This window comes from Paenibacillus violae (genome assembly GCF_032461945.1).
In the GTDB taxonomy this organism is placed as follows: domain Bacteria; phylum Bacillota; class Bacilli; order Paenibacillales; family NBRC-103111; genus Paenibacillus_E; species Paenibacillus_E violae.
In genome coordinates, this window is the sequence record NZ_JAWCUD010000014.1 from 113,635 (window position 1) to 139,936 (window position 26,302).

Genomic DNA, 26,302 nt, shown 5'->3' on the forward strand with positions numbered 1-26,302 from the left:
TAAGAAATACGGGCGATATGAGAATTCATCAGTCCATCTTAGAAATCGGCAGTAGCCGGCGCTACAGAAATAAGCAGCCTCAAGAGGCTGCCTTTTATGCGTCTGAGCTAATGATTTCCGGCAACATCGTCTCCCGGTATTTACCCGGCGTTACGCCCTCGAGCTTTTTGAACGCCCGGATGAAAACGACATCATTGTTGTAGCCGATCTTTTGTGCGATCTGTACAATGGTCAGTTCTTTGTTCTCCATTAACTGCTTTGCTTGTTGAATCCGTTTATGCGTAATGTAATCCAGCAGATTCTGTCCCTGATGTTTTTTGAAGAAGGTAGAAAGATACTGCGGCGTCATTTGAATACGTTCCGCAATTTGTGCCACGCCAAGATTCGAGTCATCGAGGCGTTCGTGTACTATGCCAATAATTTCCTCCAGCCGCTGCGTACTATGACCGGATCGCTCCACATTAAACGAACGGGTAAGCGTTTCGTATAGCTCCTTCGTTTTCGAGTACATTCCCTGCGCAGTTGGATAACTGAACACTTCTTTGATCGGATCAAAGTCAGCGCCAAGCACATCTTCCTGATTCGTATTCGAAGAATTAACAATTTTCAAAAACGTACTCGTCACGTTGAAAAACAAACATTTGCCTAACTCGGGCGTCATATGACCGGAGGCAAAATTCATCGCATAAATTTTATTAAGTAGTTTTTCCACATTTTCGGTATCCCCGCTTCGCACGAAATTAATCAGCTGGATCTCACTTTCTAGCGGATAGTAGTAATGCTGCTTAACTTCGAGGATATCCTGAAAATGGATCGTGGCATGTTTCCCCAGAATCAGCCTATATTCAAGCGCTGCCAGTGCTTCAGGATACGAGTCTCGAATGGCTTTGGGCCCTGAATGAATCCCGCCAACAGCAATCGTAATTCCAATCTGGAATCTTTGCGACGTGATGCTGAAGAGCGAATCCGCGATATCCCGTATATCGGATTCGACGAACTCCTTTCGATCGGATGCTAGATTCATGAGAAGCGCAATGCGATCTCGGTCTAGTTCGACCGAAAATCCCCGATGATTCGCCGCAATCAGATCCGTGCCAATATTTGAAATAATGAACCTTGCATGCGCCCATTGCTTCTCATCTTCTTCCTCCGCTAAAAACGGAATATCTTCAATCTTGACGAGCAGCACGGCAAAACAGTCACTTGTAAATTTCAAATCCATAAATTGCAGTGAATCCCCGTTTGCTGCCGACACATCAACATCCATGTGACCATTCAGAAGACGGGATAAATAGTTGGCCCGAATGAACGGAATTTGCTGCGTTAGCGTCATGCGTAGGTTCTTCTCTTCATGGATAGAGCCCTCGACGGTTTGCCGAATAAACTCGTATTCATTCGAGGCCGGGCGCCTGATCATCTCTTTTCCGCGCATAATCGCGTTTACGGTCTTTTGGAGAGGTTTGTATGTACGGTAGGCGCCTATGCTGACAGCCACTAAACCGCAAATTAAGCAAAGGATGAACAGGCCGATGGACCAGCTCTGGATTTGATTCACTTGCTGCATAAACACATCATTGGGCATGATCGAGACGTATTTCCAACCCGCTTTTTGCGAGGAGGTCACCGAAACCACTTGGTCAACCCCCGCGAGCCGGTAATTAAATGGGCCCGAACTCTCTTGAACGCGCTCTAACAAGTCGGATGGGAAAGGGGAATCGCTGTTGCTCATAATGGTTTTCCCGGCATGATCAATGATATAAACAGAGCTATGGCTCGCCGACTCCATCTGCGCGAACAATTCCTTGACTTGATCACCATCAATCAGCACGATGAAGCTTCCAAGATTTTGGGATTGCGATTGAACGGGAAGTGATTGCATATAAGTAATCACATTTTTTGGGACTTGCTCTTGCTCGTTGGATAAAGGAGTTGCCGGCAAATAGGACATTTTATGCTCCTTGTCCAGAAGCAGATGCCACTGCTCGTAAGGCATGTCCTTATAAGCGTAATAGATGGAATAAAACGTCCGCGAATCCGACACCAAGTCCGGTTTGACGATGGTATCGCTGTTTGCGAAGTAGACATAATAATCGAGGATAAAATTGCTGGTCATACTGTGATACTTACTCATTTTGTCGCGCATGAATTGGATGAATTCATATTTGTCCACATCATTTGGATGGGCAGGGATTCTAAGCATATAATCCAGCTTTGGGTCAAACACAACTTGGCGCATTAACGTATCCACTTCCGCCAATTTGTTATCCAGCGAAAGCTTCAACTGCTCGAGCATGGCCCCATTGGATCTTGTCGTGCTTCTCTCCAAGCTTTGTTCCACTTTCGTATACAGAAAAAGCCCCATTGCAAGCGGTATCAACAGTATAAATAAATTGGAGGCGATGATCGTTGAAAGCGCACTTTTGCGGCTATCGACCAGGCGTAAGATGAAGGGCAATTTCAATACAAACCCACCGTCCATTCCGTAAGCGAATTTATTAGAAATTGTATCTTCTCTTCACCAAAGTTGCAATACAACTTTTTGCACCAGCGAAGCAACGTGCGTGCCGTATTTTACTTAGCGGAACTGGAGGCCTCTATTTTGGCGAAAACTAGGTGTTTCCTCTCCGAGCGGAACTACAGACGCTTATTTGCCCTCCATGCCATGTTTTTCGCGTGAAATTGGCAAAATAGCGAACTGTAGTTCCCCTCACGAGTGGGAAATGTGTTTTTCTAGCGAAATAGCGGATTGTAGTTCCCTCAAAAAAATAACCTCCCCCTTATGCATGAGGAAGGTTTTTGGCGTTAGCTGAATGATTCGTTCACTCTTCTATTTTTAAAGAAAGTAGTATATAAATACCGAACAATCGGCCCTACAAGAATGAGTTGAAGTGGGAGAGCGAAAATGAAATTTTTAGCTACGATTATCAAATAACTTTCAAGCAGGGACGCGCCATTCAGCCCGTTAGAAAAATAAGCATTCCCTAACCCGTAAAGAGACATGCAAAGAACCATCCCACTCACCATAAAAAAAGCAAGAGACACGATCACCCATAGCTTCTTGGATTTGTCATAGGGTAACGAAAATGCCATTTTTTTGGCCACGGGACCGACGACAAATAACTCCAACAAGGATGCGATAACAAAGACTAGAATGAGTTGCAAAAGGATTTCTTTCAACGTTATCGTGCCTATCAAGCCATTGGTAAATAAATTATAAAACGTCATACCTAGAACCATTCCCAAACACATCATCAGACCAAAATAAAATTCTTCTTTCTTCGTCGTTGGCATTTTGCATCATCCTCTCTGTTTACTTTTGTAAGTATAGAGAAAATGAAAACCCTCGTGTAAGTGAACAATCCGTGAACATTTTGATGATGATGCAAAGGATCCGCCCCTATCGCGGAGCGGATCCTTTCGTTTACAAATCTGTTCGTAGACTCCATAATTCCGGGAAATAACGCTGCGCAACGACGTGTTTCAAATACTCCACACCAGCTGATCCGCCTGTCCCCGACTTAAATCCGATAATCCTTTCAACCGTTACCATGTGATTGAATCGCCATTGTTGTTGACGGCTGTCGATATCAACCAGCTTCTCCGCAAGTTCATATAGATCCCAGTAGCGTTCCACATCTTGGTACACAGTCAACCAGGCGGCTTTGACACTGGCATTGCCCTTGTATTCCTGCGACCAATCACGCTGCAAATGATCCGCATCAATTTCCAAGCCTCGCATAGAAAGAGCTTTAACCGAAGCGTCATACAGACTAGGTTCATGAAGAGCTTGGCTCAGTTGTTGGTGGAGCTCCGGTTGGTGCTCATAGACCGACAAAACCTTGGATTGCTTGCCTCCCAACATAAATTCGATAAGCCGATTTTGGAAGGATTGGAACCCGGATGAGCGGCCCAGGCTGTTCCGAAATTGCATATACTCAGCCGGTGTCAATGTCGACAGAACATCCCAGGATTGGATCAATTGCTGCTGGATTCTAGAGACGCGGGCTAACATTTTGAAAGCCGGCTCCAAGTTATTTTGCTGAATGAGAAGACGGGCAGCTTCCAACTCGTGCAAAATCAGCTTCATCCAAAGTTCACTGGCTTGATGGATGATGATAAACAGCATTTCATCGTGATGCCCGGATAGCCGTTGTTGACTGGACAACACTTTATCTAGTTGGAGATAATCCCCATAGGACATTTCTTTGGAAAAATCGCCATGAATGCTGGCGTCCGCTGCTTTTGACTGTGTTTGTTCGTGGTTCTCTGAATTGGACACGTGATTCACTCCTACTCTTGTTTTCGATTATTTCAAAGGGCTCAGTACGGCCCTGACAGGACTTCCATCCGCCTCAACTAGCGGTAGAGGAAGTGCGATTAATTCATAATCGCCAAGCGCAATGTTTGCCAGATCAATACCTTCCAGAATATGAATATCATTAGCATGCAGAGTATGATGCGCAGCCAACACCTTGCTATCAAGCGGATCAACAGAGGGAACATCCACGCCTATAAGCCGTATGCCCTTTTCAGCTAAATAAGGTCCTGCATCATCTCTCAGATAAGTGATGTCTGTAGGAAATTCATTCGGATTTGTCCAGGAATTTGTACGAATCAACAACCGAGTGATGCCGTCCAGCTCATACGCCTTCAACTCCTCTGCGCCGATGCTCGATGTACCCGATATCTCAATAACGCGCGCAAGTCCGATGTACAGCTCCAGATCCAGCTCCATGACCTTCCGACCTTCATTGTCAAAATGAAATGGCGCATCGATATGCGTGCCCGTATGGATACTCATTGTCAGTTTCCCAACATTCACGGAACCGCTTTGTTCCTTCGTCCAACTGACCTCGTAAGAGAATGGCGTGTCTCCTGGCCAAGTCGGCACCCCTGTTACCAATGGGCGAGAAATATCAAACATGAGTGTCATCCTTCCTTAAGCGACTACATCGCGCGTATTCTCGAACTTCTCGTATTGCTTTTCGACCATGATGGCTTTTAAACGCTGCACAGTCTCCCACACTTCATCGTAAGTTGTATAGAGTGCAACCGGAGCCAGACGAATAATGTTCGGAGCTCTGAAGTCCGGTACGATCTTATTTTCTTTTAATGATTTGCAAATCCGCGCCGCTTCCTCATGCTCTAAACAGACATGGCCGCCTCTACGCAGGTCATCCCTTGGATTCCCAATGGTGAAGCCCATTCCGGCCAATTCCTGTTCAATCAAATCGATCATATACGAAGTAATATGCAAGGATTTTGCGCGGAGCTTCTCGATGCCGGCCTCTGCAAACATTTCCAAAGAGCCGATAAGCGGAGCCATACTTAAGATATGCGGTGTGCCAATTTGAAAAGCACCTGCATGCTCCGCCGGAACAAATTGATGCTCCATATCAAATTGTTTGTCTTTCCGCGAACCGAACCAACCTGCCAGACCTGGTGAGCGACCGAAATGTTTGCGGTTTACGTATAAGCTTGCTGTGCCGCCCGGCCCATTGTTCAAATATTTGTAGTTGCACCAAAAGGCAAAATCAACGTCCCATTGACTCAAGTGATGGGGAACGGCTCCGACCGAATGGCATCCGTCAAAGCCGATGAGTATTCCACGAGCATGAGCTTCAGCCGTTAAACGCTCTATATCGAGCAACTGACCGCTACGGTAGAGCACCGTCGGCAGAATGATCAATGCAACTTCGTCCGTCATAGCCGCAATGATATCTTCTTCTGCAATGATACGCCCATCACGGCTTTTCACTTGAATCAGATGCTCCGCCGGTTCGTATCCATGCAGTTGCAATTGACTTTGAAGGGCGTAAATATCCGATGGAAACGTCAATTCATCCGCCAAAATCTTCGTTTTTTTACCTTCAGGTTTATAAAAAGTCGCCACAAGCTGATGTAAATTCGTTGTTGTGGAACCCGTCACAATGATCTCATCTTCTGATGCGCCAACTAACGGAGCGCTTAAGGCTGCCAATTTTTCCGATAAATAAAACCAAGGGTATTGACCTTGCAGCCAGCCATCGATGCCTTGCGTTTTCCAAGCATCAACGACTTTCAGTAATGTTCGCTCTGCGCGTCTGGATAACAGGCCCAAGGAATTGCCATCCATATAGATCGATTCTGCATTCACATAGAATTCATCTCGAAAGCGGGCTAGCTCATCTTCGTTATCAAGTTGCCGGGCAAATTCTTGGGAGTAATAAAAAGGTTCTCTGGACATAAAGCCCTCCTTGTGGATTATAGAACTAGATCGAATCGTGCTTATCTTACTTAAAATAGTAGATGCCGTCAATTATTATACTACGGTTAATTAATGCGCGGACATAGCAGTCGCTATTTTGAGAAAAATAGGCACATCATCGCACTACGGACGGGCGGGACGGGCAGGACCGGAGGTTGACCTGCAAACATGCGAGTTGGCATGGTGTTGCAACGCCCCCCCGTCTGTCTAACGGACACAGACGCTCTTATTCGGCGAAATATAGCCGTTTTGAAAATCTAACGGACACCAGCGCTGCTATTTGCTTGTTTCTACCATGATTTCGCCCCGAAATCGGCAAATAACGGCTCCTGTGTCCGTTAGATATAAAACAGGACGATATTCTCGCTATTAACGTCTGTGGTGTCCGTTAGAATTGACTGGCGAGGCGCGACGGGCTCAAACGCAAAAAAAAGCCCCTTCAAGGGGCCTTTTCTATAAGTTATATCTTAGTTTCTCCGTTTTTAGAAACTAAGATTTAATGGAACCAACCATCATCCCTTTAATGAAGTGCTTTTGAAGGAATGGATACACTAGCATAATCGGGATCGTCGCTATGACGATCACCGCCATTTTCAGCCCTTCCGGTGAAATGGACAACAGCAATTCCGATGATACGTCGGCTGACCCCATGTTATCGGTAATAACAATTTCACGCAGCCGCACCTGCAGTGGAATCAGGGATCTGCTGGTGATGTAGTAAATCGCTTGAGAATACATATTCCAGTTCCCGACAGCGTACATGATGCCCATCGTCGCCATAACCGGCTTCGACAACGGCAGAACGACGCTCCAGATCATGCGGAACTCGCCGCATCCGTCCATTTTGGCAGAATCAAACATCTCCACAGGCAGCGTCATAAAGAAAGAGCGCATGACGAACAAGTTATAGGCACTAATAGCGCCTGGAATGATCAAGACCCACAGTGTGTCGAGCATATGCAGATTTTTTAGCAGCAAGTAATTGGGAATTAGCGGCGCATGGAAAATCATCGTGAACAGCACCAGTAACAGCGCTGGTTTTCTGTAAATATATTCAGCTCGGGACAATGGATACGCCAGGCTTGCCGTTGCGATTAAATTAATTAATGTGCCGAACACCGTAATGATGACACTGTTTCGGAATGAGATCCAGATCGACGGATCCTTCAGAATCATGTGATAATTTTCGAGTGTAAAACCAACTGGCCAGAATCCTACGTTTCCACTGTTAATCGCAACCGCATTGCTGAATGACTGCGAAATGACATTCAAGATCGGAAGAAACATCGTAAGGCCGATTACAAGCAGAAAAATCATATTAAAAAGCTGAAATGCACGCTGTCCTTTTGTTAAAATCACGTTCCCTTTTCCTCCTTATGACTGAACGCATGTTAGTACAAGCCGTTTCCAGTCGTTCTTTTACTGAGCGTGTTGCCAAGCATAATAAGCAATAAACCAATTACTGATTTGAAGAGTCCGATTGCTGTTGTATAGCTGTATTGACGATCAATAAGACCGGCGCGGTAAACGTAAGTATCCAGGATTTGACCATTCTCACTGTTCAGCGAGTTTAAGAAAACGTAGACTCTTTCAAACCCGAAATCCAGAAAGCTTCCGATATGCAATAAGAACAAAATTGTAATGGTAGGCACAATGGAAGGAAGAGTAATGGACATCATCTGACGGAACTTGCCCGCTCCATCAATTTCAGCCGCTTCATAGAGATCCGGGTTAATGCCAGCGATTGCGGCCAAGTAAATAATCGTTCCCCATCCGCTATCCTTCCATATTCCTGAAGTGATCAGAATCGAACGAATGTAGCTGTTTTCACCAAGAAAATAAATAGGTTCAATATGGAACAAGCCTAAGACGTGGTTGATAATGCCTGTCGTCGGTGACAGAATGCCGATTACAATCCCGCCAACAATGACCCAGGATAGAAAATGCGGCATATAGATGACAGTCTGCAGCACTCTTTTATACCCATTGAACCGAATTTCATTTAACAGCAGCGCGAGTATAATCGGTATGGGAAACGCAAAGAGCAAATCGTACATGCCGATCAATAGTGTGTTTTTTAAAATGGTAAGGAATTCATCATAAGCGAACATCCGTTTAAAATGTTCCAAACCAACCCATGGACTGCCGGCAATCCCTTTAAAAATGTTGTAGTTTTGAAACGCAATGGACGAACCGAGCAAGGGAATATATTTAAAAATGACAAAATAAATAAGTCCCGGAATTGAAATCACATATAAAGGCCAATGTTTCATGACAAAAGCTCTTTTCGCTTTTCTCGATGCAAAGGTATATACCGTCTGTCCTGCCGAATCTGTCTTTGAAGCCATGGTCGTCTTTCCTTTCTGTCCATCTAAATGTTTGATGGTCTCATCATACTATGGTCCCCAGAGTCAAACCATGGAGAAACTTCGTTTCTAGGTGTGTTTTTCAACAATTTGAAAACAAAAAAACCTTGCCGCAGGCAAGGTTCATACAAGATATTCCAGTTCGATGTATATCGTGATCTCAACCAATTTTACCCCGAGCTGAAGTAGGCATTACCATGATGAGTTTGGTCCCCTTCTCCACTTCACTCTCGATCTGCAAGCCATAGTGCTCGCCATATACCATCTGAATTCGTCGATGGACGTTGATGATTCCGATACCGCCGATCCCTTTCGAAGAATCATTCTCCTTATCCGCAAGCTGGTTTGTGTGCAGTTTCTCGCGAAGTTCCTCCAGCCTGGACTCGCTGATGCCTAGACCATTATCTTCGACGCTCACCCAGAACTTATCCTCATCCTCACCGGCATCGATGCGAATATAATGATAGTCCTCCACACCGTCTGCAAAAGCATGCTGAAAAGCATTTTCAATCAGCGGCTGCAGGGTGAGACGAACCATGCTATTCAATAAATAATCTGGATGAATGCTTACATCCACTTCAAATTCCCGGCCGATGCGATGCTTGAGAACGACAAGATAGAACATGACATGTTTTAATTCATTGGAAACGGTTATCTCTTCCAGATTGGTCTGCACGGAATAACGCAGCATATACGCAAGCGCTTTGACAATTTCATAGATTTCCTTCGAATCTCTTATGACCGCATAGCAAACAATCGTTTCTAGTGTGTTATATAAAAAATGGGGATTAATCTGCAGCTGCAAAGATTGCAGCTCTGCTTTCTGGCGTTCCATCTGGCTCTTCTGATCGCTGAGTTCGGCCTGGTAGACCTTATCTACCAGCTCCGAGAGGCGCGTCACCATCAAATTGTACCGGCTCATCAGCTCAGCAATCTCGTCCCGATGCTCTGGAAGCGGAATTTGGACCCAGTTCCCCTGCTCGGTTTGACGCATGGCACTTCTCAAGATGCGAATCGGCCCTGTAATCGATCTTCCGAAGCGGAAGGCGATCCATAACGCGATGCCCAGTGTAAAACATCCGACAACGATCGTCGTTGTCCGAATCGTATCGCTCGGTTTGCGCAGCTCCTTCACCGACATCGCAACTACCAGGCGCCAATCGCCGTAGGTGGATCGGCGGCTCATGAACATCTGCGGCTTATCATCAATCGCCGCCATGAAAGCGTGAGGACCAGCCTCCAGCACCTGACTCCGTATAGCTTCAGGCAGTTCCGTGGCGGTCTTATCCGCATCCGGCTGATATACATACTTGCCATTATCATCGGTAATAAAAAAGTAGCCGTCTTCTCCCAAATCTATGCCTTTCCACAACTCTGAAAGCTCAGCCGCCCGTAACTCCACAACAAGAATCCCTTTGGGTTCCGTTGAGGAAAGTCCACGAATCTGTCGGACCAGCGTTATATTTTGTTGTCCGGACAGAATGCTGTGGTTCAGTACGCTCAAGCTGCCATCCGGCTTCGTATTGGCTTTGAAAAATTCCAGCTGTTGCTGTGCTTCTTCCTTATTGAAAGATCCCCCAACGGTATCATTATAAAAATACATCGCATTTTGATTAAAGCTAATCATGTAAATATTGGAGATTTCCGGATTCCGCGCAAACGCCGGCTCAATGATAAGCTCCTTAATAAACTTTCTCGCCTCATAATAAGGGTAGCCCGTTTCCCCCTCAGGCAGATCAACGAACCTTTTGACATCATTGCTGCTCAATAACGAAACCATGGACCGCTCATAACTTCGAATATACAGATCTGTATGGTGTGCTGCGTTTCCTACCACCTGAGTTAGCTGCTTCTCCACAATTTGATCAAGCTCATTGGATGAACTCCAGTATGAAAACACACCGACACTCGTCAAAGAAATCATAATGACAACGAAATAGGATAAAAATAGCTTCGGATATAAATTGAATTTTTTCATTTCATCCCCAACGATTCCCGATAATCCGAGGGAGAGATACCAAAGACTTTCTTAAATGTTTTTGTAAAATGGGGATAATCATCGTAGCCCACTTCTGCTGCTATATCCACGGTTCGTTTATGAGGAATCGCCAGCAGCTCACGAGCTTTCTCCATTCTTTTATTAATCCGGTAGCTGACGAAGGTTTCATTGCTCATTTTTTTGAATAAGGTGCTGAAATAGTTCGGGGTAATCCCGACCATATCCGCGACTTCTTTTAATGAAATATCCACTGACAGATGATTATCTATATAGATTTTGGCTTCCTCCATAGGGTCCTTGAAGTTGCCCCGGCGGACAACCAAAATATCCATCATGACGGTTTGCAGCCGTTCCTCAAATTCTTTAAATAACTCCGCCTTGGAGGATGAGCGAAAATCTTCGGTTAAATCCACGTTGATTACACGGTTTTTCTCTTGAAATTGCTTGTGCAGCAGCACGGCCGCATCGAGGAGCTGACCTTTCAACTGAGCCGCAGACAAATGGGAGCAATCTTCTTTTAACTCCTCTATAATCTTCTGCAATTCTTCTTCCTGGAGTAACCAAATGCTGTTTTCTATCCGTTCAACCCATTCCACATAGCGGGATACAGGGATATACCCTTGTGTTTGCGATTTCATAATGATGTCAAAGACATCATGCAGATCCGGCGGTGTAACCGGCTTCAGCAGATAGTGCTTGACCCCGTAAGACAGACATTTTTGTGCATAATCAAAATCACTATACCCCGAAACAACGACCATCATAACATGGGGATATTTCTCGTATACGTTGCGGCAAAGCTCTAAGCCGTCCATTTTGGGCATTCGAATATCCGTTAGAAGCAGGTCCGGTTCGAACCGAGTCATTTGCTCCAAAGCATCAAGTCCATTCACAGCGGTTTCAATTTGTTGAAACTTGTGGATATAGCTCTGGGCCATCATCATCAAGCCGCTGCGAATTACCGGTTCATCATCTACAATCAACAGTCTCATGTTGTTAACGCCTCCACCTCTAACGTTTATCGAATAATACCGAAAAATACACCAAAGAAAAAGAGACTTGTCCGCCGGTTGCGGGGACAAATCCTTTTTCCTGTGAACTGAGCTTATTTTTTGTTGTTGGAAACGATAGCCCCATTGCCACTCTTGTAACGCTCAGTCGCTTCTTTCAGGATATCATTGCCGCCTTTTGTTTTGTACTCCTCAATCACTTTCGGCCAATCGGAAATTGGTTCCTTGCCGTAAATCATCTTAATCATATGATCAATAATTAATTTAGGTCCTACATCATCGCCTGCTGGCGCCACATCCGGATACTTCGAGAACGATTCAAGCTGCGGTACGAACCGAATAGAACCCAAACCTTCTTTGGAAACAATCGTATCCAAGTACTTGATCATGTCGCGTCCGTCCGCAGACATTTCTTCCTTGGCTTTATTGTACACTACATCGTGTACAAACCAGAACATACCGCGGAATTGATCTTCCTCAATCGCTGAGGTTTCTGTTGGAGGCGTAAATTTAATTGCGCCATTCTCCGTTGTATAATTTTCACCTTCAATACCGAAGGAGAAATATTTCTCAGCTTCCGGTGTCAGCATCCATTCCAGGAACTGAATAATCCGAATTGCTTTTTCCTTCGACACTTTATTATTAATGTAATAAGAAGTATTGATGCTGGAGTAGAGCAGATGTCCGCCGAAGTTTTCCGGTCCGCGAGGGGACGAAATAATCTCAATTTTCCCATCCGGCACAAGGTTCTTCAGTTTGTTACGGTAACCGGACAAGCTTTGGGCATTAGCTGACCACATGCCTACCTTACCAGCTTCGATATTCTTATTATAATCGGTTGAGCTGATGGATGCGAAATCTTTTGGAATTAAACCTTCATCAAACATAGTTTTAAAGGTTTGAAGCGCTTTGGTCATGTTCTCCACATCGAAAAACTTCGGTACGACTTGATCTCCTTTGACTTCGAATTGAGCAGGCAGCACGTCGAAGGCTCCTAGAATCGTATCTGCGTATTTAAAGTTTTCGCGCATTTGGTACGGGTTCTCTACCCCATTAGCCTTCAGCGCTCTCATTACGGCCAAGAACTCATCTACTGTTTTCGGTGCAGGCAGTCCTGTTTTTGCAAGCAGATCCGCTCTAATGAAAGTCGCACGGCGGGAAGGATTGGAAAGCCACGATGGAATACCGTAGATTTTGCCGTTAAAACTGGTTTCCTGCCACGCTTCCTTTGGCACCGCTTTCATTATGTTTGGAGCATACTGCTTCAACAAATCGTCCAAAGGCATGAAAACTCCGGCTTCAACAGAACCCGACATCCCTTTGGTCGTAGCTCCCCCAACATTTTGGACAAGATCCGGAATATCGTTGGAAGCAAACATCAGGGACATTTTTTGATCAAAATCTTTGAGAGGAATCATGCGAAGGTCCAGATCTACATTCGTAAGTTCCTCCAGTTTTTTCACCCATTTTTCCTTATTCACATCTGCTGATTGCTCCGCATATTTGTAACCGCTTGTCGTCATGGACATGGAAAACTTTTGAACTTCATCTTTTTTGGCTGTTTCGCCAGACTTTGGATTTGTTGCTCCGCCGCCACAGCCCGAAAGCGCGCCAGCTGTCAACACCAGGGTTAATGCGATAACCATCCCTTTTTTCATTCTTTTCTGCCCCATTCTCTTATCGTAATTATCCAACGGAATTGGATATCTCCATCTTACCCTTCCTTGGATTGATGAGGAATGTGTTTTTTAACAATGGTGTTGTGTTTGTGTTAACACTTATTGAGCAATCACTCTATAAACGCTGCCCTGCTGCACCTTGAAGCTCGTTGTCTGTTCCCCATTGGAACGGGCGATTTCCTGATCGTTCAAGACAACGACAACCGACGATGAGGTGCGAATTGTACAATGACCATCCGTCGATGCCTGAATCGTCGCTTCGCTTAATTGCCCTTTTTCCCAAGCCAAATCTACGACATACCCGCCTTGCGCTCTTAAGCCTTTGATCGAACCCGACGCCCAATCGCCAGGAAGAGCCGGCAGTAGATTGAGCTCACCCATGTGACTCTGAAGCAGCATCTCGGCGATACCTGCAGTTGCTCCAAAGTTTCCGTCAATCTGAAACGGTGGATGTGCGTCAAATAAATTCGGGTACGTCGATTTCTCAAACAGATTCAACAAGTAAGCAAGCGCAGAGTCACCATCTCCAAGTCGTGCGAACATGTTAATGATCCAAGCGCAGCTCCATCCCGTATGGCCACCCCCGTTAGCCAGCCTGCTTCGCAACGTCATCTTTGCGGCTTCGGCCAAATCTGGCGTTGTATGAATGTCAATCTGTCTGCCAGGATGAAGCGCGAACAGGTGGGAAATATGCCGATGACCAGGCTCAGCTTCCACGTATTCCTCCATCCATTCCATTAACTGGCCATTCGCTCCGATCTGCGGCTGCGGAAGTTTCCCCATCCGTTCCGATAGTTGATCACGGAAGCCTTCATCGCATTGCAAGAGATGACTGCTTTTAATGCAAGCTTCGAACAAGGCATGTACAATTTGTGAGTCCATTGAAGGTCCCATGCATAGAGTACCTCGGAGCCCATTTGGCAACAGGTAACTATTTTCCGGAGAAATAGAAGGACCTGTCACCCACGTTCCATCCGGAGCCTCCGTTAAATAATCCATGAAAAATTCCGCTGCCTCTTTCAAAACAGGATAGGCCCGCTCACGCAAAAATTTCTCATTCCCTGTATAAGCGTAGTGCTCCCACAGATGGAGGCTTAGCCACGCTGCACCCATCGGCCAAAGGACACTTGTTGCGAGGATACCCTCTGGACGGGTTTCAGCCCATATATTCGTATTGTGATGGGCGACGAAACCTCTGCAGCCGTAAAGCGTCTTCGCAGTTATACTCCCTTTGACTCTCATTCTTTCAACAAGGTCAAACAGCGGTTCATGGCATTCCGATAACCCGCAAACCTCAACCGGCCAATAATTCATTTGGGTATTAATATTAATCGTATATTTCGACTCCCACGGAGGCGTAAAGCTATCATTCCAGATCCCTTGCAGGTTGGATGGCAGACTTCCAGGACGGGAACTCGCAATGGTCAAATAGCGGCCATACTGAAAGTATAACTCCGCAAGCAACTTTCTATGCTTCGGATTCCCCTCCACTACAACCTTCATGAGTTCGTCCGTTGCCAATGGCTGCTCCTCGTTCGAAGCTGACAAGCTAAATTGAACCCGGTTAAACAACGTTTGGTAATCATCGATGTGTCTTTGTTTTAGCTCCGAATACGTGTAAGCCCCGGCTTTCTCAAGCTGCTGCAAGCAGGCCGCCTCGGGATCAGCCTCTCGGAAGGTACTGCCCGCTGCAAACAAAAGCGTGACTTCCGAAGCGCCTTCCACGGAAATAAAATCGCCAATCGTCTGAATTACGCCGTCAGGAGTTTTAGCTTTGAGCACTCCGCTAAACTCCACACCGTCTCTGCCGCATTCTCCGTTCATGATAATGGTGTCCGAGGTCCGTGCATAACTATCTCCCTCATAAGGACGCCGATTTAAATTCACACAGAAAGTTAAACCGCCAGGTTTGCTGCAAGTCAGATGGATCACCATCACTTGATCCGGATAACTTGTGAATATTTCTCTGCTATAAGCTGCATCGCCAACATTGAAGGCTACCCGAGTTATCCCTTTCTGCAAGTCCAGTTCACGCAGATAAGCATGGACGTCCCCTTGCAGATCCGTGAAAAACAACTTCATCTCCCCAAGAGGCTGATACGGATTATAATATTTGGGCGTAGAAAACATAGACATCCTAGTCAGATAGGTCGCCTTTTCTACATCCCCGTCAAACAACAGCTTGCGAATGTGTGGGAGCTGCTGCAGCGCATCCGGGTTTTCGCCCTCTTTTGGCCCGCCGTACCAGATGGAGTCTTCGTTTAACTGAATCTTTTCCTCCTTAACCTGGCCAAAAACCATTCCGCCCAAGCGGCCGTTTCCGATCGGCAATGCTTCCGTCCACTGTTTTGCAGGCTCCCGATACCATAATTTGAGCTCCTTATTTTCCCCAGCTTTATGAGTTTTCATAATGACTCCTTGTCATAATCGTTTTTTTGGGCATGACAGCACACGCTGCCTTGTATCTTCTCGAAGCTTTCTACCTTAAGGATAGCTTAACAAAACCCAAACGACATATGTTTTGCCAGATTACGATAAAATGTTGCTGTATTATGATTTGAATTCCGATTAAAGGTTTGCTCAAGGGAACTGGAGTCCTCTATTCGGATAATAACCTACCGTTTCCTTCTTTGAGCGGAACTACTGGCTCTTATTTGTCCTTTGTGGCGCGTTTTCAGGTTGAAAACGACAAAATAGCGAACTGTAGTTCCCCTTCATATTTGTTAACATATCAATTCCGGTAAATAGCGGACTGTAGTTCCCTTTCACAAAAAAGTGCCAAGCAGCATCTGCTCGGCACTCTCCCCCATGTTCGATCTCATCGCTCGAAATAAATATTCGGAGCATCTGGGACAACAGTTTGATTTTGTTGTTTATTATAAATTCTATAGAGCATTACAGCCGCTTCCGCTCTAGTCGCATAGCCAGTCGGATTCAGCCTGTTTCCGCTGCCTTCCACAAATCCGCTTTTTATCAATGCAGCAATATCATTTACCGCGTATGAAGCTACATACGACTTGTCGCTAAACGCTTCAAGATCACTTGCCACTCCTTTGGCAACTTGGATGCTTGCTGCGCCCATTGCTCTTGCAAGAAGCACCATCATGTCCTGCCTGGAGATTTGTTCATTCGGATTAAATGCCCCGTCCCCTTGACCTTCTGCTAAGCCAAGCTGTTTTGCGATTCCAACCGCTTCATAGTAGTAGTCAATAGGGTGCACGTCACGGAAGTTCGTCGTCACATCGGCGTTAAAATCGAAAGTCTTCGTTAACAACATCATGAAATCAGCGCGACTTATATTCGCCGCTGGTTGAAATGACGTATCCGAAGTGCCGGATATAATCCCCTTGGATGCCATCACTTCAATCGGCTTTCTTGCCCACTCGACCGTACTCAAGTCAGCAAAACTCTTCTGCTGATATCCTACAGCAAATGTACTGAAATGTGTGGTTCTAAACGTCACTGTCCCTGTTGAAGCCTCATATTTCCCGCTTGGAACGGCAAGCACTTCACCCGCATGATCAATATACCATACGACAATGTGCTCTGGATCTTTTAACTCTTCTTCAGTAGGTTGATACGGAATTGCAACGGTAACTACCGTACTAGAATTATTAAAATCTACAGCTTTTCCGTCGACTACGAGGCTTAGCTTAAGAACGGGTCGATGACCGATTTGATCTTTCATATCGTCCGGAATGCTGCTCCTGTCGGCATTAGCTATGACGAAACCTACTTCTGTGGCTGAATGGAGATCAACATTGCCTAACAGTCGGTTAGGAATCGTTATCGATCCAAACTCCGTTACAATCGTTATTCGTTTCTCAGCAGTCGTTAAGAACATGCTTGCCGGCGTAAACAATTGATACTGTTTGGCGCCTTCGACAGGTTGGATCTCAACAACCAACTGACTATCGCCGGTCGAAAAGGCTTTGTCCACCGCTTCTTTTTCCAGCTTAGCCGAAACGATCCCGCTGGTTGAATCCACCACAACGTGAGGGTTAGACTTCACTTCAGGCTCAACAATGCTTGCCTGTGGTGCAGCAGTTGATGAGTCACCGCTATCAGGAGTCGTTGGATCTGGCGTTGGTGTAGGAGGCGAAATAACCTTCACCTCAAACGTTGTGCCAAGCACTTGATCTGACTGTTCTACGTTAACATTAACAAAATAAGTGCCATTAATTTTTTGCTTCAACACATAGCTGAATTGGTATGAGCCGTCTGCGCCAATTGCGGTTTGGTCTAATAAATCCAACTGATTCAGTGGGTTGATTACTTGCAAGCTAACGAGCTTACCCGCCTCCGAGCTTAATTGGCCGGATATGGTCACTCGGCCATCTTGCTCATGATAAGCTGCACGAACGTCAACCGGAGAAGCCACTGCGGACACAATCATCGCGCCTGCACACACCATAACGGCTAGTATTACAATCGTCCAATTTCGCAAACTCTTCAAGCATAATCCTCCTCGGAATAAGGAGACATAGAAAGGGATGCCACTAACAACCCTCCCTACGCCTCCCATCGCATGATTAAAATAACAACTCTAAGGATTGATAATTTCGTTTGAGATTCTGATTCGACTGGATGTGTTATTCCAGACAAAAGCTTTTAATTTGTACCCGATCACAATATCAGGCACCCTCATAATGGTCTTCATTTGCTTATCTTCACCAGCGGAGAACGAACTTGACACAAAGGAGTACCGGACCATCCGGTTTTGCTGGTCAAACAGCCCAAGGACAAGCACACCGTTCTGACCTATTGCCGAATTGTTTTGAACAGACATGCTTACTACAACATCGGTGGAGCCAATTAGGCCGGATACCGCATTCCCGCTACGATCTGTCAGAGATAAGTCTTTTACGCCAAACAGCTGGTCCCCCCAGTTTTTCACATAATTCACCTGATAAGTTTGCGTGCCAACGTTTTGATAGTCATCCACACTTTTTACTTCAATTACGTTCATGCCTTCCTTCAAAGTCATAGGAACAGTAAACGTCACGTTATTTAATGTTCTAACATTGTTGAGAACGTCCGCACCATTGATTTTGACTGTTACGTTAGCATCCCTATTAATGCTGCCTAATAATGAATAGGCTGGCGAATCAACAACCATGGGGATATCGACAGAAGGTGTAAATATGACTGCTTCTTTATGATAAGTAACCACAATCGTCTTGGAGCTTGAAACGTTGCCGAACAGCTCTTCATTCGATGCCGATACGATAATCGTATTCACTCCTTCGTTTAAGGTAATCTTTTTAGAGAAAGGCTCGCCCGCTTCTGTATATACGGCCTCCACGACCGAAACTCCGTTATTGATTACAGCTATTTTCGCACGATCTGTGACAGTCCCCGAGAGGGTATAGTCCGGGATCTCAACACTGACGCTTACATCATTATCAAGAGTAAACTGCGGCGAAGATGACAGATGAAGATTCGTAAAGCTGGCTGACATTAAATAATCAATGTTTGTGGTTGTTTTCGCTCCGTCCACTGCCATGCCGACATAAACTGTCTCCCCATAATCGACAACATTGGAAGCAACCAAAGACCAATCGATGCCATCTTTCGAAACATAGCCGGATACTGTGTTTTCTTTGCGTTCAAGTTTGATCCAGTATGGTGCTTTCAAGGTCGTGCTTCTTCGCAACTGCTCGGTATACCCGCTCCCGGTTTTGCTGCGGTTGATGACTGAAATCTTTCTACCGCTCGTATCCACGCTGAAATCATCGGTTGGATCCGTAGACAAGAAGACCCCTGTTGCCTTCGATGATGGATCGAGGCTCTCGCGCATCATAAACCCAGCCTTAACATCCTCATCGTATTCCGACTCATAGGCGACATTCGCATAAATTTCAAAGTTGCCTTTAACCGGTTTATAGGCATAATGGAATGAGTCTGTCGTGCCCTTAATGTTGATTTCGCCCGATCCCTTCACTTTGTACACAGTACCGGTTACGTTGGCGGTTCCTGGAATCTTAACAGTGCCAATATCTTGAGACACCCATGACTCCAGGTTTTCAGGTCCGTTTACATATGTAATAACAGGCTCTGACAAGGTCGTTACCCCGTTATTATCAATTGCTCTTGCATAAATGTAATGCTGGCCTTCTGGAGCGTTCTCCCAAGTAAACTCGAAAGGTTCGCTTACATCTTCATTAATCTTCTTATCCGCATCATAAAAAATCACCTTAGCTATCGATTTTCCGCTGGCACCTGCAGCTGCTGCACGAATATTGATCGGATCGTTTATGAGGTATGCCTGGTGCATCACCGGTGTCTCGATAGACACGGTCGGATTCAGTGACACAGGTACATCAGCCAACGCGTTGATGTAGTCCTCAATATTGGTATAACCATTCCCGTTAATATCCCCAAAACTGCCGTTGACGTTGCCTGGGATTTTATTTCCAGCAGCATCCAAACCGTTATCGTTTGGATCTAATCCATTGGCAAGTTCCCATTCATCCGGCATTCCGTCACCATCCGTATCAATCGGTGCAGGGGCCGACAACAGCTCCGGTAAACCGCCATCGTACGCAATCTTGTTGACGGTTCTTCCGGTTCCATTCTTTACCTCACCAACGATACGAGCATCAAGCGAATCCCGCTTCGGAAGCGAAGCTCCGCCATGCAGCAGCACTTTCTCATAGGCCGCTTCAGCCGTATCCGTCGTTGTCGGTCCTCCAACCAGATCATTCGCATCCGGGTAGATGAAAGGCGTTGTTTTGAGCGTAAACGTTGAATCCGGGTTAATTGCTTTATAAGAACCGTTCGCATTTTTCACCAAGTTATTAGCTGTTACTTCAGGATCGCCTACTACATAATTCCCATTGATATAAAAAGCTCCGCCGCCTGCATCGCCAGCCGAAGGCGCGACAATTCGGTTAAAGGCGCTATACGTATTAGGCCCTGGCTTATAGTAATTGTTGATCATATTAATGCCTGTTGCCATTTCCCCACCATATGCCGTATTGCCGCCCCAGTTATAAATAACGTTGTTCCGATAGTCAATCTTCTGGGGGTAATTCACGATATCCGTCGCCCGTGCAAACCGAACATTACGGTTAATGTGGTTCGTAATTAAATTATGGGCAAAGGTAATATTCGATCCTCCCCAGATCCCCCCGTAGCCATGAGGACCCTTCGTGTGAATGGAGTGGTTTAAACTGTCCGTGATAAAACTCCATTGGAGCGTGAAATTCTTATTGTTCTCCGAAGAGAATAATTCATCCGTACTCCAACTCCCTGAAACGTGGTCGATAATGACGTTATCTCCCGTGATGTTGAACGTATCGTCCAATTCAACTTCGCCGCCCCAGAATCGCATATATCTGACAATAATATTGCCTCCAGCTGTACTTGTTCCACTGCCAACTTTCACCGCATAACCACTCAGGGCGATACCGTCGCCAGGGGCTGTTTGACCGGCAATCGTAAGGTTGGGTTGACCGATTGTCAGAGGTCTGGTCAAATGGATGACGCCGGAAACACTGAAAATGATCATCCGGTTCGGCTGACTTACCGCATCGCGAAACGAACCTGGGATAGCAGGCGTGCCGTCCGCATAATCCAACAGGTTATTCACCACATACACGGAGCCACCGCGACCGCCTGATACATACATACCGCCGCCTTCAGCGCCAGGAAATGCCGGTGTTCTTGTCTTTTCAGCAGGATCTATTTTGATAGCAGTTGCTCCACTTGTGCTTGGAGTCCCTAAAGCGTCAACATAACGATATTCAATACGATGTGTACCTGTATCGCTTACTGCGAATTCTTTGGTATAAAATGCCCATTGTCCACCATCGATACGGTACTGCACGCGATTCGCCGCAGGAGCCTCGTTATTTACTTCCATGTAAACGAGGACTGGTTTGGTATAAGAACCCAAAATTCCATCTGGCCGTGCAGGATCAACAATTGGCACCACAGATTCAAAAAGTTTGGGATAAATGACTCTCTGGCTAGGGTCCCATCCTCCAAATATCCATGGTATCGTGAATTGGTTAGCTTGTTCCGCTGTCATAGCAAAATGGCTAGGATCGGTATCATCCTGCAGCTTGCGCATGGATGGGCTTGCTCCAGGACCTGAGCTATTGTACTCGGAATAATGGTAAGTCAAATTATCCGTCATCACCGTCCAACCATCCTGGTGAATATGATCATCCATCCATGTATTGATAAACCGCACGGTTGGTTGGTCCTGCCAAGGTCGGCCTAAATAATGTTTCCCCTGTGTGCTAGCGTCCTTTAATAGACGAGAGTTCATAAACACGATCCCGGGAAGATCGCCTGTTGGATTCTGCGTAGCTGCAGCTGTAATGTATCCTCCTGAACGCGAAGGACCATTTATACTGATAATGTCAGAGTGATCAAAAACAGCCGCAGTTGCCGGTCCATAAATAAAGTCAACGGAACCCTTGATCTCGCAATTGCGATAATATTGCCTGCTAGTTTTATCGTAGTAGGTGACGCCTGTGTAAAGCGTGTCTTGGTAACCGACAAATCGGACATTCTCAAAGACAACTTGATCTGCAATGACACGTGCGGCCAATGCCCGGCCTTTCGTAACGTCGGAGGAGTTCTCGATGGTTAAGTTGGCGGCATAAAAATTATTCGCTACGGTTCTTGTGCCATCCGATCGATCCTTGGTTCCTCCGACTGTAAGCGTCGCTGTATCTAAAGCCGCTAAGGTCGAGGTCGCGCCGCTTGAGGTCGGTGTGAATTCATTGTCATTATAAAAGATTTTCGTTTTATCCTTACCTGCGCCTATTAAAGCTACATAAGGCACAGTGACAGAAATTTTTTCATTATATGAACCTTCTTTGATGTAGATAATCTTACGAGATGCGTTGTTGCTGGGGATCGATTCAAGAGCTGATTTAATACTGGAGAAATCGCCGGTTCCGTTCTGAGCCACGGTCAAAACCATAGCAGGATTTGCAACAATTTCCTCGCTGGCATTAATCTCTCCGCTTGCACTCAACGCAGTAACCCTATAGTAATAAATAGTGCCATTCGTAACGCTTGTATCCACATACGAAGACGCAGTTATAGAGCTAGTTAAAGTCGTAAAAGTGCCGCCGCTTTTCGTACTTCTTTTTACAGCATACGTAGTTGCGCCAGATACAGGGGACCACGACAGTTCAACACTGCCGTCATTGGCAATCGCAGCTGCATCTATCGGTGCTGTCACCTGGGTTTGATTACTGGATGTCGGTGCAGCAGCATTCACAACGTTCACTGCAGGAAATAGATGAACATTCAACATGAGTAAAAAGCTTATCCCTAACGTTAGGGCTTTCTTCATGATGCTTTCCTCCTAATCAATAATTACTGCACGACAAGCTCCTCAGCGAGCGGGCTTTGTCCGACCATGTTGTTCGAGCTGTCCCAGATGAATACTTTGACTTTATATTTCGTGACTTCAGCCGGAAGCGTGAATCCAGCGCCCAAAGTCCTGGTTTCTCCAGGCTTAAGCTCCGCAATGGAAGAGGCAAAATCAATCATGGCATTGTCGGCATTATACAGAACAAACCATAACGTAAGCTTTTTATCTGCTCCCGTTGTGTTGACGACTTTCTTTTCCGCATAAATATCCTTTGAAGGCTCTAGAGTAAGTACAGGATTTCCGTTCAAATCATGGATTGCACCTTGTCCTGCCCAAAATATGTAAGCAATCGTGTAACTTGCTTTATTGGTATTCCCTGCTAAATCAACGGTAGAAACTTCTATTGCGTTATTCCCCTCTTGTAAAGTCAATGGATATGAGAAAAACTCGTCTGCTTGCTGATAAACAGAATTCACAACACTCTCGCCATTTAATTTAATGGTTAGACTTGCTGCTTTACTTAACGATCCAGTAAGCGTATAGACTGCATCCTTAACTGTGGCAGGAGGCGTTGCAATGCGGATATCGGGAATGATACTGTCCTGATTGATTGTTGCATTGACACGATCGAAGAAACTTGATTTATCGCGTTTTGCATAAACTTCAAATAAATTGGCACCGGGCACCAGATTTACATTCAGTTCAAAGTTCCCGCCGCCTATAAATCCATTCATCGGAAGCGTGACAGGCAATTTATTTTGATACACCGATAAATAGACACTTTCACTAACTGATCCTGTTAATGCATACGCTGATGTGTTGACCCATTCCGTCGCTGGATCTAACCTTAAACCTGTTGTTGCTCTTTCTACCATTGCAAAATAACCGGCATTTCGGGACAGATCAAAATTCGCGTAATCGTTATAGCCCAGCAGCACGGAAGAACCGGCGGAAAAACTTTTTTTATAAATATTGAATGTGTATCCCGACGCCGCACCCGTCATCTTAATAACATCACCGGTGTTAATCCAGTCGGCTAGCCATGCGGGCAGAACTGCGTTTTTATCAATTGCCACATAGACAGTCGTTTTGTCCTTCACATTGAAACCGATGATCTGATTTTGCACGGCCCCATCAGCGCCCAAGGGGTATCTCATCACGTCCTTGTGCGTGGTAACGATTCGTTCCATGCTTGCGTATTTACTAGGAATTTCTGAGAACTGGATTAAGGTATTATCTGCAAATGGATAGTCACCTATCGACGAACCCGCTTGCATTTTCCACATATATCCATAATAATTCGCATAGGACGTGAGTTCCCCAACCACACTTGTATCCGGTGTCGGAAGTGGTGTTGTGGCATATGGCGTACCCTCAAATTCCGTTATTTTACTTTCAAAATCTCTTGGCACGCCATTGTTGTATACACCTGATTCATCGCGCGTAACAACAGATAAACCTAATGTATACGGTTGACCATTAACGAGTGGTGTAGATGCTGATTTCGCGATGTCGTAATAGGCGTTAATATCCGAAGCCGGAATCAGATTGGTTCCCGTATAATCCTTATACAGGGTAGTCGCATTCCCGATCGGCCTCCAATTCGACTCGCCTTTCAGCTTAATGCGAAGCCGGTACTTTGATGCATAGGCATAATGCTCCGATGTCCACATGACGCGCGAGTTACGCGATCCGGAAGTAACAATTTTCGGTGCCGGCGGCTCTGCCATGAAGGGAGAATGAGTCACTCTAACGCCTCGAATCCAAAGATCCCCGGAACTACCAGGCGCAGCAATCACCAATCTCCTGAGATTATAGATGGGGAGACTTTTGTTCATATTGTTCCGGGCTTGTACGATATTCCCATCGTAGTACAAGCTGTATTTTTGGGAAACTGTATTAAAATCCAAGCGAATGGTATGCCATTCTCCTAGCTCATACGCACCTAATGAACCTGATGGCGCTGTCGATAAAAGGTAGCCCAAACCTTTGCTCGCCGTCACACCTGCTCCAACCAGGAACGTCGTGCCGGATGATGGAAAAAACTGAATGATGCGATCGTCCTTTTTCGTACCGGTTTGCATGAACGTAATTTCCGTAGAAATTGTTCCTGTATAGGGCTCTCCGAAAGTCTTACTGATTTGAAATTCATTTCTTAATGCTCCATCCGTGACAATACCATTTGCTTTCAGATGAAGAGCTCGAGTCCCTGTATAGGGATCTGCTTCAATGACCGCCGAAGCCGAGCCTGACGTATAGGAGGAGTAATCGAATCCAAGATCGGAGCCTGTTAATCCTAGAGGCGTGGTAGTGAAATCTTTATCAAAAACCGAAACGGGTTCATAGGTAGTATCCGTGACAGAAGAACTTCCGCTTTCCGCTGATACCGTTGGAACGTTATCAGGGCAGATCATAAGCACATTGAAAAGCAGCGTTAAGATTAACACTAGCGAAATCTGATTACTCTTTTTACGCAAGAGAATCGACACCTCCATGGCATATTTTCGATTGGCCAGTCTAAGAACATCTTTCCTTACGAGTTGGACAATGAGCGGGCTATCATCACCCCCTTCACAGAAAATAGGAATGCCATATATGTTGATCAGCAGTTTCCAACCGCGCGCGGAGTTGCCGACGCATGGCGGCGGTCAAACCCCCACGAAATCTTAGTTGTTTTGGTAACGTTTTCATGAAATTCGGAAGTATACTTACGAGGTAATAACAGAGAAGGGACGTTCTACTTTCATTAAAGATACTCCAATTATTGAAATTAATAATGGGGGATTCCATCCATAATCATAGACGATTCGATCAAAAAGAGAGTTAGCTGGAGAGATGTTTCTGAGGGTACTTTTAACAGCCCCAATATTGGCCAATGCCTCCTCTATGTTGCACTTTGTGCAGCATAGAGGCCTCAGATCGGCCGCTGCCGCCTTCTACGTTGTACTGTGTGCAACGATTTGGGCAGGATAGCGCAGTTTTCGCGCTATTTGGGTTGAATTCATTGTACTTTGTGCAATGAAGATCGGGGTGGTGGGGTTAAAAGCTGTTTTATGTTGTACAGAGTACAACATAGACAAAGGGGCGTGAGCCGGGACGCGAAGCGGTGATTCGGCGCAGATTGGTTGGTGTGAGGCGGTCGTGCTGAGCGGTATGGTCAGTTGGAGCGAGGCGGTCGTGCTGAGCAGTTGGTTACTTGGTGCGAGGCGGGCATGCTGAGCGGATTGGTCACTTGGTGCGAGGCGGGCATGCTGAGCGGTATGGTCAGTTGGAGCGAGGCGGTCGTGCTGAGCAGTTGGTTACTTGGTGCGAGGCGGGCATGCTGAGCGGTATAGTCACTTTGTGCGAGGCGGACATGCTGAGCGGTATGGTCACTTGGTGCGAGGCGGTCGTGCTGAGCGGTATGGCCAGTTGGAGCGAGGCGGTCGTGTTGAGCAGTTGGTTACTTGGTGCGAGGCGGGCATGCTGAGCGGTATGGTCTCTTGGTGCGAGGCGGTCGTGCTGAGCGGTATGGTTACTTGGTGCGAGGCGGACATGCTGAGCGGTATGGTCACTTGGTGCGAGGCGGTCGTGCTGAGCAGTATGGTTACTTGGTGCGAGCCGACCATCAACTGCGGAACTCCTCCCCATTCTAGCTAGAACTAAGCCAGATAGGGGAACT

16 protein-coding genes are annotated in these 26,302 nt (G+C 46.0%); 2 read left to right on the forward strand and 14 right to left on the reverse strand.

From position 1 onward, the window contains the following. Positions 1–94 precede the first annotated feature (94 nt). The 14 genes from RQP52_RS30980 to RQP52_RS31045 form a co-directional block, all read right to left on the reverse strand. Positions 95–2,479, reverse strand: coding sequence for a helix-turn-helix domain-containing protein (locus RQP52_RS30980; RefSeq protein ID WP_315955411.1), 2,385 nt, complete (start codon positions 2,477–2,479; stop codon positions 95–97). 323 nt (positions 2,480–2,802) lie between these two features. Then, complete coding sequence (locus RQP52_RS30985) at positions 2,803–3,291, reverse strand: hypothetical protein (RefSeq protein WP_315955412.1); 489 nt, start codon at positions 3,289–3,291, stop codon at positions 2,803–2,805. Positions 3,292–3,421: 130 nt separating this feature from the next. After that, positions 3,422–4,279 carry a tryptophan 2,3-dioxygenase gene (gene kynA, locus RQP52_RS30990; RefSeq protein ID WP_315955413.1) on the reverse strand — a complete coding sequence of 286 codons (858 nt, stop codon included), beginning with the start codon at positions 4,277–4,279 and terminating at the stop codon, positions 3,422–3,424. A 27-nt stretch (positions 4,280–4,306) separates the two neighbouring features. Further along, complete coding sequence (kynB, locus tag RQP52_RS30995) at positions 4,307–4,924, reverse strand: arylformamidase (RefSeq protein WP_394358180.1); 618 nt, start codon at positions 4,922–4,924, stop codon at positions 4,307–4,309. A gap of 15 nt (positions 4,925–4,939) precedes the next feature. Then, positions 4,940–6,226 carry a kynureninase gene (kynU, locus tag RQP52_RS31000; protein ID WP_315955415.1) on the reverse strand — a complete coding sequence of 429 codons (1,287 nt, stop codon included), beginning with the start codon at positions 6,224–6,226 and terminating at the stop codon, positions 4,940–4,942. Positions 6,227–6,736: 510 nt separating this feature from the next. After that, the gene (locus RQP52_RS31005) at positions 6,737–7,564 is read right to left on the reverse strand and encodes a carbohydrate ABC transporter permease (protein WP_315955501.1); all 828 of its coding nucleotides are present in this window, start codon (positions 7,562–7,564) and stop codon (positions 6,737–6,739) included. A gap of 74 nt (positions 7,565–7,638) precedes the next feature. Beyond that, the gene (locus RQP52_RS31010; RefSeq protein WP_315955416.1) at positions 7,639–8,595 is read right to left on the reverse strand and encodes an ABC transporter permease; all 957 of its coding nucleotides are present in this window, start codon (positions 8,593–8,595) and stop codon (positions 7,639–7,641) included. A 178-nt stretch (positions 8,596–8,773) separates the two neighbouring features. After that, entirely contained in the window at positions 8,774–10,591 is a 1,818-nt protein-coding gene (locus RQP52_RS31015; RefSeq protein ID WP_315955417.1) for a cache domain-containing sensor histidine kinase, read from the reverse strand. Continuing rightward, a complete protein-coding gene (locus RQP52_RS31020; protein ID WP_315955418.1) occupies positions 10,588–11,604 on the reverse strand; it encodes a response regulator in 1,017 nt (338 codons plus the stop codon). The genes RQP52_RS31015 and RQP52_RS31020 overlap by 4 nt, the downstream gene beginning before the upstream one ends. A gap of 113 nt (positions 11,605–11,717) precedes the next feature. After that, a complete protein-coding gene (locus RQP52_RS31025) occupies positions 11,718–13,280 on the reverse strand; it encodes an extracellular solute-binding protein (protein ID WP_315955419.1) in 1,563 nt (520 codons plus the stop codon). Positions 13,281–13,400: 120 nt separating this feature from the next. After that, a complete protein-coding gene (locus RQP52_RS31030; protein WP_315955420.1) occupies positions 13,401–15,710 on the reverse strand; it encodes a glycoside hydrolase family 95 protein in 2,310 nt (769 codons plus the stop codon). Positions 15,711–16,119: 409 nt separating this feature from the next. Next, positions 16,120–17,757, reverse strand: a complete 1,638-nt coding sequence (locus RQP52_RS31035) for an S-layer homology domain-containing protein (RefSeq protein ID WP_315955421.1) — start codon at positions 17,755–17,757, stop codon at positions 16,120–16,122. A 90-nt stretch (positions 17,758–17,847) separates the two neighbouring features. Further along, complete coding sequence (locus tag RQP52_RS31040) at positions 17,848–22,620, reverse strand: pectinesterase family protein (protein WP_315955422.1); 4,773 nt, start codon at positions 22,618–22,620, stop codon at positions 17,848–17,850. 23 nt (positions 22,621–22,643) lie between these two features. Beyond that, positions 22,644–25,136 carry a hypothetical protein gene (locus tag RQP52_RS31045; protein ID WP_315955423.1) on the reverse strand — a complete coding sequence of 831 codons (2,493 nt, stop codon included), beginning with the start codon at positions 25,134–25,136 and terminating at the stop codon, positions 22,644–22,646. 666 nt (positions 25,137–25,802) lie between these two features. On the opposite strand from RQP52_RS31045, the gene RQP52_RS31050 reads away from it, so the two are divergent. Beyond that, the gene (locus tag RQP52_RS31050) at positions 25,803–25,967 is read left to right on the forward strand and encodes a hypothetical protein (protein ID WP_315955424.1); all 165 of its coding nucleotides are present in this window, start codon (positions 25,803–25,805) and stop codon (positions 25,965–25,967) included. Beyond that, positions 25,945–26,280: a hypothetical protein gene (locus RQP52_RS31055; RefSeq protein ID WP_315955425.1), complete on the forward strand. Its 336-nt coding sequence runs from the start codon at positions 25,945–25,947 to the stop codon at positions 26,278–26,280. The genes RQP52_RS31050 and RQP52_RS31055 overlap by 23 nt, the downstream gene beginning before the upstream one ends. Positions 26,281–26,302 lie beyond the last annotated feature (22 nt).

Coding starts and splice junctions, on each gene's coding strand:
- RQP52_RS30980 (WP_315955411.1), bottom strand. CDS start 2,479: ATGGACGGTGGGTTTGTATTGAAATTGCCCTTCATCTTACGCCTGGTC.
- RQP52_RS30985 (WP_315955412.1), bottom strand. CDS start 3,291: ATGCCAACGACGAAGAAAGAAGAATTTTATTTTGGTCTGATGATGTGT.
- kynB (WP_394358180.1), bottom strand. CDS start 4,924: ATGTTTGATATTTCTCGCCCATTGGTAACAGGGGTGCCGACTTGGCCA.
- kynU (WP_315955415.1), bottom strand. CDS start 6,226: ATGTCCAGAGAACCTTTTTATTACTCCCAAGAATTTGCCCGGCAACTT.
- RQP52_RS31005 (WP_315955501.1), bottom strand. CDS start 7,564: ATGATTTTTCTGCTTGTAATCGGCCTTACGATGTTTCTTCCGATCTTG.
- RQP52_RS31010 (WP_315955416.1), bottom strand. CDS start 8,595: ATGGCTTCAAAGACAGATTCGGCAGGACAGACGGTATATACCTTTGCA.
- RQP52_RS31015 (WP_315955417.1), bottom strand. CDS start 10,591: ATGAAAAAATTCAATTTATATCCGAAGCTATTTTTATCCTATTTCGTT.
- RQP52_RS31020 (WP_315955418.1), bottom strand. CDS start 11,604: ATGAGACTGTTGATTGTAGATGATGAACCGGTAATTCGCAGCGGCTTG.
- RQP52_RS31025 (WP_315955419.1), bottom strand. CDS start 13,280: ATGAAAAAAGGGATGGTTATCGCATTAACCCTGGTGTTGACAGCTGGC.
- RQP52_RS31030 (WP_315955420.1), bottom strand. CDS start 15,710: ATGAAAACTCATAAAGCTGGGGAAAATAAGGAGCTCAAATTATGGTAT.
- RQP52_RS31040 (WP_315955422.1), bottom strand. CDS start 22,620: ATGAAGAAAGCCCTAACGTTAGGGATAAGCTTTTTACTCATGTTGAAT.
- RQP52_RS31045 (WP_315955423.1), bottom strand. CDS start 25,136: ATGGAGGTGTCGATTCTCTTGCGTAAAAAGAGTAATCAGATTTCGCTA.